The organism is Deinococcus arboris (assembly GCF_009755355.1).
GTDB lineage: Bacteria > Deinococcota > Deinococci > Deinococcales > Deinococcaceae > Deinococcus > Deinococcus betulae.
In genome coordinates this window covers 18,589-32,502 of the sequence record NZ_WQLB01000040.1, presented here as the reverse complement: position 1 = coordinate 32,502, position 13,914 = coordinate 18,589, and the positions used below count along the sequence as shown (strand labels likewise).

At 71.9% G+C, this 13,914-nt stretch carries 6 protein-coding genes; 2 read left to right on the top strand and 4 right to left on the bottom strand.

Annotation, left to right across the window (positions count from 1 at the left end):
* Positions 1–179: 179 nt before the first annotated feature.
* A complete protein-coding gene (locus GO986_RS20055; RefSeq protein WP_157461299.1) occupies positions 180–479 on the top strand; it encodes a P-loop nucleotide/nucleoside kinase family protein in 300 nt (99 codons plus the stop codon).
* Positions 480–641: 162 nt separating this feature from the next.
* On the opposite strand, the gene GO986_RS20050 is transcribed toward GO986_RS20055, so the two are convergent.
* Together GO986_RS20050 and GO986_RS20045 are read right to left on the bottom strand one after the other, a co-directional pair.
* Positions 642–1,073 (bottom strand): hypothetical protein, encoded by a 432-nt coding sequence (locus GO986_RS20050; RefSeq protein ID WP_157461298.1) that lies wholly within the window; start codon positions 1,071–1,073, stop codon positions 642–644.
* 202 nt (positions 1,074–1,275) lie between these two features.
* Positions 1,276–1,539, bottom strand: coding sequence for an acylphosphatase (locus GO986_RS20045; protein ID WP_157461297.1), 264 nt, complete (start codon positions 1,537–1,539; stop codon positions 1,276–1,278).
* A 162-nt stretch (positions 1,540–1,701) separates the two neighbouring features.
* On the opposite strand from GO986_RS20045, the gene GO986_RS20040 reads away from it, so the two are divergent.
* Positions 1,702–11,583, top strand: a complete 9,882-nt coding sequence (locus GO986_RS20040; protein WP_157461296.1) for a translocation/assembly module TamB domain-containing protein — start codon at positions 1,702–1,704, stop codon at positions 11,581–11,583.
* A 351-nt stretch (positions 11,584–11,934) separates the two neighbouring features.
* On the opposite strand, the gene radA is transcribed toward GO986_RS20040, so the two are convergent.
* Positions 11,935–13,287: a DNA repair protein RadA gene (gene radA / locus GO986_RS20035; RefSeq protein ID WP_369409494.1), complete on the bottom strand. Its 1,353-nt coding sequence runs from the start codon at positions 13,285–13,287 to the stop codon at positions 11,935–11,937.
* Positions 13,280–13,576: a DUF2087 domain-containing protein gene (locus GO986_RS20030; RefSeq protein ID WP_157461294.1), complete on the bottom strand. Its 297-nt coding sequence runs from the start codon at positions 13,574–13,576 to the stop codon at positions 13,280–13,282. The genes radA and GO986_RS20030 overlap by 8 nt, the downstream gene beginning before the upstream one ends.
* Positions 13,577–13,914 lie beyond the last annotated feature (338 nt).

The window sequence follows — 13,914 nt, the reverse complement described above, 5'->3', positions numbered from 1 at the left end:
CAGTCAGATTTTTACCGCCTATCACACAGGGCTTGAAGGCGGCGCCGTCTCATACGGACTCCGATTAAATCGTTTGCAAAAACGATGAAATCCGAGCGGACTTGCAAAGCTGCGCAGCAGAGCGAGAAGGAGAAAAACGGGTTCCGGACGTGGAGTTGGCAAATCGGCGTTTTCCCGATTTGTCAACGAAACAAACGGAATCCGTATCAGCGGGCAAGATTCGCGCGGTGGCGGCGGCGCGAGGTGCACACTACGTGCCCGTGTGGCTGGACTGTGACCCCACCGAACGCGAACGCCGGGTCACCCATCCCGGCCGCCTGGCGCGGGCCAAACTGCGGGACCCGGCTCTGCTGCGGGCCATTCTGGAAGCGTCAGGCACGCTGCCTCCACCTCCGGACGCCCTGGTGCTCGACACGACCAGGATGAGCCCGGACGACGCAGCGCGGGAGATTGTGGCGTTCCGGGCAGGGTTGACCTAGCGCACCCATACGGATGCCGCTGAAGTGCAGCACCGCAGAGACAGGAACCGTCGGCGCTTCCAGATCGCGCCATCCGCAGCTGTTCCTTCTCGCTCTCCTGCGGCGCTTTTCAAGGCCGCTCGGATTCCACTCGGCATTCTGCTCGATTCAGTCGGAGTCCTTTCAGCGGTCTTTTGCCCGCACCGCTGTCAGGGCAGGCACCATCAGCCGCAGGGTCTGGGTCTGACCAGTGGCTGTCACCTCACTGGCCCTGAGCACCACGCCGTCACAGCGCAACTGAGCGAACTGCCCCAGCGCCGCAAAGGTCTTACGCGAGATCAGGCGGTAATCCTGCCGGGCGTCCCAGACGCGCAGGGTGTTGCCTCCACCCACCACGTAGCGGCCACCGCACACCACCACCCGCGCGGACGGCAGCACAGAGTCCTGCAGGCGGGCCTTGAACCGGCCATCCGGGCCGTACACCTGCACCCCAAGGCCGTGGGTGCCCTTGAGGGGCCAGCTCCACATCACCAGGGTGTCCTGACCTACAGGCGCCCTGGCCTCTACCCGTGGGGTCCAGCCGTCAGAGGCGAAGAACTGGAGCATCTGCCTCACGTTGGTCGCCTCCTGTGCGGACATTCTTCCTGGGGCGCCAGGGCGACCAGGGCGGCAAGTAGGGCCAGCAGCATGTCGCCACTCTAGGGGCCGCGTCTGACGGGCAGCTGAGGCCTGCACCAAGCGCCGATTTCACTGTTAAAGACGGGGCCAGCCGAGAACAGCGGGTGGAGGGTGCACGCCAACACGCTGGCGCCCGCCCTCAATAGACGTGAAAGTCCTGAACGCCCGTGGCCTCGCTGTACTGGGTTTGCACGTCCTGCACGCGGGCATGGGGCGGGCCGCGCCGCAGCCAGTGCAGCAGGCGGTCCAGGTCGGCCTCGTGGCCCTCGGCCACCACCTCGACCCGGCCGTCGGTCAGGTTCTCGGCGTAGCCGTGCAGCTTGAGGTCACGGGCATATCTCTGCACGTAGCGCCGGTAACCAACGCCCTGCACAGTGCCACTCACAAGGGCGGTCAGTCGCATGGCGCCATGCTAGCGGCAAAGGCGCCTGCCGGATTGGGCTTTTCTGACGGTTGCATGAGGATGCGGTGGGTGCGGCCTTCACGCAGGGCTGCGTACAATGCACAGAATGCGGCCAGGAGCGTCAAATCTGCGAGAGAACGGCGCCCTGGCCCGGTGGGTGGAATGACAGACGATCATCAGCCGGCAGCCCCTGTAGAGACGCCCCCTCCTCCTTCTCCACCCGCGCCCCGGCGCCGCCGACGCTGGCCCTGGCTGCTGGGCGGGCTGGCGGCGCTGCTGCTGGTGCTGGCCTTCTTGCCGGCTCTGCTGGGCGGGGTGCTGCTGGCCCGCTTTGGGGCGCCGGCCGGCCTGAGCGCCGACCGTATCGGCGGCCCGCTGTGGGCGCCCGAACTGGGCGGCGTACAGCTCACCTTTCCCGGCGTTCAGGCCAGCGCAGGCAAGGTCGGCGTCACCGTGGCCGGCGTGAACCCGGCAGAGCGCACCGTGCGGCTGAACGTGCGTGTGGCCGACGCCCAGGTGGCCCTGCGCCTGCAAGACCTGATAACCGGCGCGGGCGGCCCAGCCACCGGGAACGGCTGGCGTGTGGTGCTGGGCACCGTGGACGTGCAGCGCACCCGCGTCACCGTGGACGGCAGTGGCGTGAATGTGCCGGACGGCCAGTTCACGGTGCAGCCGCAGCCGAGCGGGGGGCTGACGGTCACCGGCCGCACCCGCGAGGGGGGGCTGAATGCCAAGGTGAGCCTGGGCGAAGGCCCAGCCGGCAATGTCTTCATTGTGGACCTCGACGCCGACGCGCGGGTGCTGAACCATTACTGGCCCGGCGTGACGGCTGGGCGCATCACCGGGCGCTATGTGCTCGGCGACGGCCCAGTGCGCGGGGACCTGCGCCTGAGGGGCGGCGCGCTGCGGGTGCCCGAAGCGGGCTTTGTGACGGTGACCGGCCTGGGGGGCGCGGCCACCCACCGGGGCGACCTCGTGACCCTGAATCTGGCCGGGCGCGGCTGGAACGGCCCAGTGACGGCCCAGGGCCGCATTGACCTGAAAGCGCAGAACTGGCGAGTGACCGCCGACGCGCGGCCCACACTGGCCGGGCTGGCGGGGGCGCTGGGCACCACCGGGCAGGGACAGGCGCGCGTGCGGGTCATGGCGGGCGGCTGGAGCACCGTGCGGGTCAAGGCGTACGTGCAGGGCGCAGGCGAACTGGCCGGCGTGGGCCTGCGCGACGTGAACGCCGAATACACCTTCCTGAACCAGGATGGCAATACAGCCGGACAGACCAACGACATCGCCTTCAGCGGCCTGACCACCGTGGCCGGCGCCCAGCAGCGTGTCGAGGGCCGCTGGGCCTTTGGCCGCGAGGGGCGCGTAACCGTGGCTGGCGTGCTGGCGCAAAAGCCGCTGGACGTCACCGCCACCATTGACGCGCAAAACATCATTCGCGCGCAGGGGCAGGGCCTGGGGGGGCCGCTGCGGGCCACCTTTAACCCGCAGGGCCAGCAGCTTCAGGCCGCCCTGAACCCCACCTTCGGCGCGGCGGGGGGCCGCCTGACCCTGGCCGGCACGCCGCAGAATCTGCGCGCCAGGCTGGAAGGCGGCCAGGCCGGACCTTTTGCCCTGTCCGGCACCGCCACGTATGACGGGCGCGGCCTGCGCGCCGACCTGGACACCAGCCAGGGGGGGACGGCCCGCCTGACGCTGAACCCGCAGTTTCGCGGCACCTGGGCGATTCAGGGCCTTCAGGGCGCTGGGCTGAACCTGTCAGGCAGCGGGCGCCTGGACCTGACGGGCGGCGACGTGACGGGCCGCCTTCAGGCCACGGTGCCCGGCGTGCGCGACGCACTGGCCGGGCCTCTGAACCTGAACTACGTGCAGCAGCGCGGTACCTTCACGGCCGGCCAGCAGGCCCTCACCTGGAACGGCGACAGCTTTGGCCTGCGGGCGCGCAACCTGGCGGTGGCCGGTGACCTGCGCGTCACGGGTGACGTGACCGTGACCACGACCCTCAAGGCCTTTGGGTCGCTGCGGGCCGTGGGCAACGGGGTCAGCCTCAGCGCCTTTGGGCGCGGTACGGCGGCCTCGCTGCGCGGGGAGGTCGGCGGCGTGACCGTGCTGGCCGACGCCGACCTGCGCGCGCCCTACCGCACCGCCGCGCGGGTGCAGGGCAGCGATATTCGCGGCACCTTGCAGGTGCAAGAAGGCGGCGCCGTCGCCTTTGACTTGCTGACGGCCGGCCAGCGTGCACGCGGCGTGCTGCGCGGCGACGCCCTGACGGCCACCGGGCGCGTCAATCTGGCGGCGCTGCGCCCCCTGGCGCGCACCCAGAGCCTGCGCGGCACCCTCGACCTGAATCTGGCCGGGCAAGGCGGCACCGTGACAGTAGACGCGCAGGCCCTGGGCGCCGCGGTGCAGGGCACCCTGACGCGGCAGGCGGGCGCTGTCCGAGCCGACCTGCTGACCGTGTACGCGGGCGCGCGGGCGCGGGTCTCGGGGCGCGTGTTTCCCGATGTTGAGGCGGGCGGCCAGATCAGCGCCCAGGGCCAGACCCTGAATGTGGCGGTCCGCGGCCCTTACCGCGCGCTGCAGGCGGCCGTCAGCGGCCGCACCGGCGAACTGTCGTTTGGCGGCGTGACCCTGCCCGCGCAGGCTGTGAATCTGCGCGGCAGTCTGACCCCGCGCCTGACGGCGTCGGGGCGCTGGGGCGACCTGAACCTCACCTACGACGGCGCCAGCGGCCTGACCCGCGTGCAGGGCGCGCAGGCGCTGACCGCGTTTGGCCAGGCGGGGCAGATTCAGGGCGCGGCCACCTGGGGGCCCGGAGCGGGCGGCGCCTTCCGGGGAGCGGTGGACGCGCGCGGCGTGCTGGACCAGTACACGGTCGCCCTGCGCGGCCCCTGGAACGGCCTGAGCCTTCAGCTCACCGATGGCGAGGGGCTGCGCGCGGTGGGCACGGCGTCCCTGCCGTCCGGGCGCTACGACGTGGATGTCAGCGGGCCCCTAGGCGGCGGCCTCTTCGTGAATGGCAACGTGCAGGGCACCGGGCTCTCACCGCGCGGGCAGGTGCAGGTGCGCGACGCGGCGGGCGGCCGCGCCACCGTCACCCTGAACGGCTTTGACAACTTGCAGGTGCAGGCGGCGGGCCTCACGCTGGCGGGGCAGCGCCTGGCCGGCAACCTGACGGCGCGGGCCGGCGTGCTGAGCGGCACCCTGACGGCGGGCCCCCTGACCCTGCGCGCCGCTGACGGCGGAGTGCGCGTGACTGGCGAGGTGGCGGGGCAGGCCGTGGTGGCCTCGGGCCGGCTGACGCTGCCGGCCACCCTCTCGGACCTGCAGGTGCGGGTCACTGGCCCCTACCTGAGCGCCCAGGCGAGCGGCGGCGTGGCGAACCTGCGCGGCACCGTCACCCTGAAGCCGCAGGCGTTTGGCACGGGGGCCACGCGCCTGAGCGTTCCTGCGCAGACCTTTCCACTGAGTGGCAGCCTGACCGGCGCGCGCGTGCGCCTGGGCGGCCTGACCTACGCGGCGGGCACCTGGGCAGGCACCCTGCCGGTGCGCTACGTCCTGGGCACCCAACCCGGCGTGGTCACGCTGCGCGGCGAGGGCCAGGGCCTGCTGGCGGCCCCGCGCGGCCCCGTTGGCGGCGAAGTGGCCCTGCTGCCCACCCTGGGCGGCACCGTCAGCGCAGGCCTCTCCCCTTTCACCGCCGGCCTGCCGGACACCGTGCGGCGCGAACTGGTGCCGGGTCAACTGGTGGCCGTTCTGAACGCGCAGGGCGCGCGCCTGAGCCTGGCGGGCAGCCGCTATCTGGGTGACCCCCTGGGCCTGGACGCCCGCCTGAGCTGGGGGGGCGGACCGGTCCGGGCAGCCGGCACCCTGACCCACCCCGGCTCCCGCCTGCCCGTGGCTTTCGATGGCCGCACCCTGACGGTGCGCGGCGCCGCCCTGGACGCGCGGGTGCTGCGTCCCGTACTGGCGGGGGCCGAGGGCCGCCTGAATCTGGATCTGACCCTGCCGGACTTGCAAGTGAAGCGCGCCAGCGGGCGGGCCACCGTGGATCTGCGCGCCCAGGGCCAGCGGGCCGCCGGCCGGGTGACGCTGGCGGGCGGGCAATTGTCCGCCGACCTGAGCAGCACCCTGGCCGGCCAGGCGCTGCGGGTGCGCGGGCCGCTGTACCCGCAGGCCAACGCCACCGTGACCCTGAACGACCTGCGCGCCCGCCTGACGGGCCAGGCCGGCGAACGGGCCACCGATGTCCTGACCCTGCGTGTGGAGGGCACCTACGACAGCCGCGCCGTTAACCTCACCCTGACGGGGACGGGCCTGACGGGGGGCGCCGCGACCGTCACCGCCGAGGGCGCTCTGGCGGGCGCGGCGCTGAACCTGCGCGCTGCTCAGGGCGAGGGACCAGGCCTGGCCGGCTGGCGCCTGAGCGGCGGGGCCAGCAGCGCCGACCTGCAGGCCCTGGCGGGTGTACCTGGCCGCCTGAGCTTGACCCTGGGCGGCACCCTGGCGGACGTGCAGGCGCAGGCCGCCGGCGAGGTGTCGGGGGTCACGTTCACCGCCCCAGCCCGGTACGCCGGCGGCGTCCTGCGCCTGAGCGGCGCCCAGGCCACCCTGGGCGCGGCGGCCCCGGTGCAGGGCACGGCTCGCCTGAGCGGACCGGTCTTTCCGACTCTGAACCTCAGCGCCAAGGTCAACCTGACCTCGGTGGTGCCAGGCGAGTACACGGCGCAGATTGCCGGCGCCCTGAGCAAGCCAGACGTGCGCCTGGGCGGCAGACTGCGCAGCGACTTCAGCGGGCTGCGCGCCGCCGGCACCCAGCTTTCGGCGCGGCTGCTGGGCCGTGACTACCGCGCGGTCTTTGCCGGCCCAGCGCTGGGGGGCGAGGTGCGCGGCCAGCTGGGCAGCGGCGCGCTGGGCGGCCTGCAGCGGCTGGCCCTGACCCTGAACACCGCCTATGTCGCCCAGGGGGTGGACGTGCGCCTGCGCGGCCCGCTGGGCTGGAACGCCCGCACCGGGTTTTCTGGCTCGGTGCGAGCGGTGGGGGACATTCCCGGTGGGCCGCTGGATGCCGTGCTGGATGGCCAGGGCGAGCTGCGAGTGGCGGCCCTGGTCGGCACCGGCGCCCGCGAGGCCCGCCTGACCGGGCGCTTTCCAGCGGCCCTGCCCCTGCGCCCCGGCGGGACCCTGACCCTGGCGGCCTTCGATGTAGGTGCCCTATGGGGCCGCGCGGAGCAGCTGCGTGTCAGCGGCGCGGCCACCCTGGGCGGCGCGGCCTGGACCAACCCCAGCCTGGCGTTGAGCGGCACCTTGACCGATACGCTGGGCGAACTCAGTGGCGACCTGAGCGCGCAGCTGGCCAGCGGTGACCTCACGGCCCAGCTGGCTGGTCCCCGCCTGAGTGGACAGGCCAGTCTGCAAGGCGGCCGCTACGCCCTGACCCTGACCACCGGGACCGTGCGCGCCGCGCGCCTGCTGCCCCCAGGGCTGGACGTGGACGCCTTGACAGCAGCGGGCCACCTGGACGTGCGTGGCTCGCTGAGCGGCGGCCTGGAACGAGTGGAGGCCCAGAACCTGTCTGTGCGCGGCGAGCAGGGCCAGACCGGCCCCTTCAGCCTGTACGGCCGCGCGAGTTACCAGCCGGCGGGCAACCGGCTCAGCGCCGACCTGAGTGGCAGCCTGAGGGGCGCGGTGGTGTCGGCCCGCGGCGCCCTGCCCGCCGGCCTGACCGTCACGGCGCGCGGGCTGGGCACGGCCGCCCTGAACCTGCCAGCCCTGGGGCGCGGCACGCTGGACGGCGCCGTCACGCTGAGCGGGGCGGTACAAAACCCGGCGGCGGCCGGCACCCTGACCCTGAACACCGAGACCCTGGAAGCCCAGGCGGCGCTGTCGGGCCGCCTGCTGGACCCCCGCCTGAACCTGCGCCTTTCACCGCGTGGCGGGGCCGGCGGCACCCTGTACGCCGAGGCCAGCGGCCTTGACCTGGCCGCTGGGCGCGTGCAGGCGCGCGTCTACGGCGCCCTGACCAGCGGCGCCACGCGCGCCGACGTGAACCTGGCCGGCACCTGGCCCGCACTTTCGGGCACCGTGCAGGCCACGGTGCCGGGCCTCCCGGACTCCCTGACCCTGCGCGGCGACGGCCGGGGCGGATACACCCTGAACGCAGGCCGCCTGGGGGGCGGCAGTCTGACCCTGGGCGGCGCGGGCTTCCTGCCCACCCTGGGGGGCGCCCTGACCCTGACCCCGCTGCCACTGGTGGGCGGTCAGGGCGACCTGAGTGCCCGCCTGACCCTGGGCGGCACGCTGGCGGCCCCCACCCTGGTCGGCACCGTGGCTTCACGCGGCGCGGCGGCGGCGGGGGTGGCCCTGAACGACCTGAGTGGCACCCTGACGGCCGCCGGCACCACCCTGAGCGGCACGCTGAGCCAGGGTGGGCGCCCGGTGGCCTCGCTGAGTGGAGGCGCCGTGACCCTGAGTGGCCTGGGGGCACAGGCCTTCGGTTCGGCGCTGGCCGCCTCGGGGCAAGTGGGCCTGAGCGGCGACGCCGACGTGACCCTGGACGCTACGGGCACCGTCGCCGGGCGGGTGCAGGCCACCTGGAAGGCGCAGGCCCTCACGCTGCGCAGCAACCTGACTGGCCCGCAAAACCTGCGCGCGGCCCTGGACCTGAGCGCCACGCGCCTGACCGGCTGGCGCGGCGCGGCGCGCGTGACGGGTGGCCCGGCCGGCGTCCTGACCTCTCCCCTGGCCTTAACCGTGGGCGGCGCTTTCGCCCAGCCTCTGGTCAAGGGGGAAGCAGGGCTGCTGGGCGCTGGGGCGCGCGTGGTGGCCGACGCGCGCGGCGTGCAGCTGCGCCTGGTGGACGGCCCCGGCGCCCAGGCCAGCGGCGTCATTGAGGCGCGGCCAGATGCGGGCGGCACCTGGCGCCTGCTGGGCGCGGCCGGCCTGACCCGCCCCGAACTCTCGCTGACGGTCACGCCCAGTGGGCCACTCAGCGACCCGCAGGCGCAGCTGAGCGTGCGCCGGGGCGAGTGGCGGGCCAGCGGCACCGCCAGCCTGCGGGCGGCTGACCTGAGTGTCTCCGATGGAGAACGCAGCGGCACCGTGCGCTGGACCGGCGCGGCCCTAAGCGCCGACCTGCCGGGCCTGAATCTGGGCCAGCTGGGGATCGGGGGCCTGAGCGGCGTGCTGACCGCCCGCGGCACCCTGAACCCCGACAGCGGGGACGGCCAGCTGGCCCTTCAGGTGGCCAACCTGCTGACCCCGTACCGCGCGCCTCACCTTGACCTGCCGCTGAGTGGCAATGTCAGCGCTGACGTGACCCTGCGCGCGGGCCGCCCCGAGGTGCGCGCGACCCTGGCCCTGAGCAGCGGCACCTTGCAATTTCAAGCGGCGCAAGTTCAGGCGCCACAGCTCCAGACGGCACAGGGCGGGGCCTTCTGGACGGGCGCCCTCACCGGACAGCTGCGGCAAGGGAGCGGCACCCTGGACGTGAACCTGCAAGCCGGCACAGGTGGCGTGCAGGGCCGCCTGGAGGCTGCCCGCGTGCCCCTGACCCTGGCCGGGCAGACGCTGGCGGTCAGTGGCAGCGCCACCCTGTCCGGCCAGAGTTTCCGCGCCGACCTGATTGGCACCGGCCAGATGGGCCAGGCCATCGTGACCGCTTCGGGCGGGCTGGCCGACCTGCTGCCGGCCTTGGCGGGGCCGCTGGCGGTGGCCCCCACCGGCGAGGGCTACTCGGTGCGCGCGACTGCCGACGACCTGGCCCTGGGTGACCTGGTGACGGCCCCGGCCCTGGGCGGCCGCCTGAGCGGCGAGGCCACCCTGCGCGACGGCGGCGGCACCTTCGTGCTGCGCTCGGATGACCTGACACTGGGCAGCCAGCGCCTCCCCGCGCGCCTGGAAGGGACGCAGGTGGCGGGCGACTGGCGCATTCGCGGCTTCCTGGGCGAGTCGGACTTTACGGCAGGGCTGAGTGACGGGGCCGTCTTCGGGCAGGGCAACCTGCGCGCGCTGCCGGTGGGCGCGGTGGTGGGGGCCGCAACCGGGACCGCGCCGGGCGAAGGTGTGGTGACGGGCGTGGCGCGCTTCCGGTTCCCCCTGGCCGACCCCCTGGCGGGGCAGGTGAACGTGGTCGCCGAGCGCATCCGCGTCAGCGCCACCAGCGGCGAGGGCGAGGCGGCCGTGACCGAGACCCTGACCGGCACCGGCACCCTGGACTACGCGGCCCGCGAACTGCGCGGCGTGAACATCCAGCTGACGGGCGCCGGCACCTGGAATGTGCGGGGCCAGTACACCCGCCAGCAGGTGGACCTCACGGCCCAGCTGGCCAACACGACCTTTACCCCCGCGCTGCGGCTGGTGCCGGGGCTGGCCGCCCTGCAACCCAGCCTGAAAGGCAGCGTGACCCTGAGCGTGGCCGGCACTTACGACCGGCCACGCGGTTCGGTGCGGGCGCGCAGCCTGGAGGGCGCGCTGGCGGGCCTGAGCGTACAGATTCCTGACTTTGCTGGCGACCTGCCCGACAGCGGCGCCTTTGCAGCGGGTGGGCAGGTGCTGACCGGCGGCACGGTGGGCGCCGACGGCGTGGTCGAGCTCCGCGGGCAGCTCACCCAGGGCCGCCTGAGCGGCACCGTGGCGACCTTCCGTGGCCTGCTGGCCCCCGCCGCCCTGGGGGCGCTCCCCGCCGCCCAGGTGCGGCTGGAGCAGCAGCCAGGTGACCGCTGGACGGTCACAGCCAGCAGCACCAGTACCGGCGCGGCGGGCGGCGGCACCCTCAGTGTGAGCGGGACCGTCGCGCCCCTGATTGACCTGACCCTGAGCGCGCGCAATTACAACCTGCCGCTGGCCGCCATTTACGGACGCGAAAGTGCACTGAACGCTGACCTGCGCGCCACCGACGACGGCACCCTGATTCGCGTGCAGGGAGCGGCTGACTTTACTCGCCTCGTGCTGGGGCGCGTGAATGCCCCGGCCACCATCCCGGCCCCCGGCCAGAGCAGTACGGGCGCGGGTGGCCGCCCCACCGACAATTACGCCAGCCCCCTGGCCCCCGAGTACACGACCTTCCCGCAGCCGGCGCAGGACGGCGAGGAGGAGGGCGCGCCCAGCCTGCCCATTCTGGAACGGCTGGTCTTTGAGGACATTCCTATTCGCGCCAGCAGCGGTATCCGGGTAGACGAGAACCTGGCCCGCGCCGAATTTGCCGGCGGTCTGGTGCTGTCCGGGTCGGGCGACCGCCCCCGCCTGGCCGGCGAGATTCGCTCTCAACGCGGCTTTATCTACCTGCGCGAGAACGAGTTCACGCTGGGCGACAGCGCCGTGACCTTTGAAGGCGACAACGTATATCCCCGGTTCAATGTGACGGCCAGCGGCACCGTCAGCGGGCGCACCACACGCGGCGACACGGCGATTACCCAGCGGGTGCCGGTCACCCTGACGGTGGCGGGCGAGTTTGTGGCCCGCGCCAGCGGCGACACGGTGCTGAGCCTGAACACCACCCTGACCTGCACCCAGATCACCGCTGAGTGCGCCGACCCCAATACCGGCGTGCCCTACGGCGAGGCCGAACTGTACGCCCTGGTGGCGACCGGCGTGCCCAACCTGGCCACCCTCCCGAACAACCTGGCCGCCCTGGGCAGCAGCGCCCTGCAAACCGCCCTGAACGTCTTTGTCCTAGGCGAGCTGGAACGCACGGTGGCCAACGCCTTTGGGCTGGATGTGTTCCGCTTTACCCCGCAGATTGCAGGCGATTCGCTGGGCGCGACCATTACCCTGGGGTCGTACCTGACGCGCGACCTGTACCTGCAATATCAGGTGGACCTGAACGGCGAAGGGCTGCTGAATGCCGAATACAGCACGCCAGACGGGCGCTTTACCTTCCGCGCGACCACCCCGCTGCAAGGGCTGAATCTCCAGTCCATTCGCCCCAGCTTCAGCGCCGGCTACAACCTGAATTCGCGCACCAACGTCAGTATCGGGGTGCAGAACACCGAGCAGAGCACCCGCTTCCGCTTTGGTGTGAGCTACCGGATTGGCGGGAGGTAAAGACCAAAAGCAGCGCCGCCTCCGAGACAGTGGAGGCGGCGCTGAATGGTTCTGGTGACGGATTGGGCCATTCAAAGGAGCCGATGAACCGGGCCTCCGGCGAGCCAGTGCTCGTCAGGGCAGACGACAGGCACAAGGGCAACAGCAGAAGGCCGATGAAAAAGCCTGCCCCAAACAGACTCAACAAGTCTTGGCCGCTGGCGGGCCAGACCGGGCCGTTTGGGTCAAGCAGCCGGGCGGCAGCCATCAGCACATCAGCAGCATGGGGCCAGCCACACTAGGCCGGCAAACCACAGCGGTGAACGAGCCGGCGCTAGGGCAACAGAGATGGTCAGAGAGTCCACCAGCCGCCTACCCGGCCCGCTCCTGCCCACCCCAGACCGCGCCCACAGCCTCTTCGACGCTTTTGACCCCGCGCACACCGTCCAGGCCGGGCGGCACCACGAGACGCTCGTAGCCGGCGCGGCGGGCTTCCTCGGCGCGGCGCAGGGCCGCCTGGGTGCTTCTGACCTCGCCGGCCAGGCCCACCTCGCCAAACACCGCCACGTTTTGCGGCAGGGCGCGCCCCACCACCGCCGAGTACACCGCCAGCGCCACGGCCAGGTCCAGACCAGGGTCCGGCACCTTCAGGCCACCAGCCAGGTTGACGTAGATGTCCAACCCACCCAGCGTCAGGTCCAGCCGGCGCTCCAGCACGGCCAGCACCACGTCCACCCGCCGGGGATCCAGTCCCACCACCACGCGCCGGGCGTTGGGGTAGGGCGTCTTGCTGGCCAGCGCCTGCACCTCCAGCAGCATGGGCCGCTGCCCATCAATGGTGGAGGCCACCACGCTGCCGGGCACACCCACGGGCCGCTCGGCCAGGAAAGCGGCGCTGGGGTTCTCCACGGCCATCAGGCCCTCGCCGCGCATCTCGAAGACGCCCAGTTCGCCGGCCTGCCCAAAGCGGTTTTTGACGCTTCGGAGCAGCCGGTATGCCCCCACCGACTCCAGAAAGACAGTGGTGTCTACGATGTGTTCCATGACCTTCGGCCCGGCCACGGTGCCGTCTTTGGTGACGTGACCCACCAGCACGGTTGCCGTGCCCGTCTCCTTGGCCGCGCGGGTCAACATGGAGGTGCCGTCGCGCACCTGGGCCACACCTCCAGGCGCACCCTCGCCCTCGACCGTGACGGTCTGAATACTGTCCACGATGCACAGCGCAGGCTTGTGTTCGGCCATCAGGGCAGCGACGTGTTCGGCGCGGGTGTCGCGGGTGAGCTGAATATCGGCGGTCACGCCCAGGCGGTCGGCGCGCAGGCGAATCTGTTCCAGCGACTCCTCGCCCGCCACATAGAGGACTGGACCCGCCGTACTGGCCACCCGGTCGGCCACTTGCAACAGCAGCGTGCTTTTGCCAATGCCGGGCTCGCCGCCGATCAGCGTGACCCCGCCTGCCACCAAACCGCCGCCCAGCACGCGGTCCAGTTCAGGAATCCCACTGGGGGTGCGCGGCTCCTCGCGCCGGCCCACATTCGAGAGCGGGGTCAGCTTGCCGCCCGTGACCCCGCCGTAGGCGCCACCACGCCCACTCTTGCCGGGCACCAGGGCCGGCGCTTCTTCCTCAAACGAGTTCCAGGCCTGGCAGTTGGGGCAGCGGCCCAGCGGCTTGGCGGCCTGATAGCCGCAACTGGTGCAGACGTAGCTGGTCCGGACTTTAGCCACGCTCACCTGAAGGTCTGGTGCCGGGGCGGCCATCGGCCCGCCAATAGACCTGACCGTCGGTGGCCAGATAATCGCCGTCAACAAGTTCTGTCAGCAGCACGCTGGGGTCCGGCAGGGTGCTGTGGTCTGCCAGCAGCTGATCCACCTGCCCCTGGTCATACGAGACACCGGGGTCCAGTAGGCCCGTCAGGTAATCCAGAATGGCCAGCTGGTGGGCGCGGCGGCGGTCGCTGGGCCAGGTGTGAATGCGCCCGTGTTCGTCCTGAAAATCGTGGATGCTCTTCGTCATGACGGCTATCGTACCTGGGTGACTGGGAAAGATGGTTCCCGGCAAGAGGTTTGGGTGCGGCCAACCGCCGTGCAGGTGCCCGCTCTCGTGGTGGCGTGTGTGATACGGACGCTGAGTGGACCGTGGGCAAACCCCATGACATCAGAGCGAATGGAAGGACAAGCGGGCTGAGGGGCGTGGTGCTTGCACCTCGACGAGACGTCAACGGAACAGACGGCACCCGTATAACGCCTCGACAGCGGCGTGTGGTCCTTCACCCCTAGCAAGGGAGAAACTGACCTCCCCACATCTCTTTTCGGACGCCGCACGGCGCCAAAGACAACCGCTGTCCCCGGGAG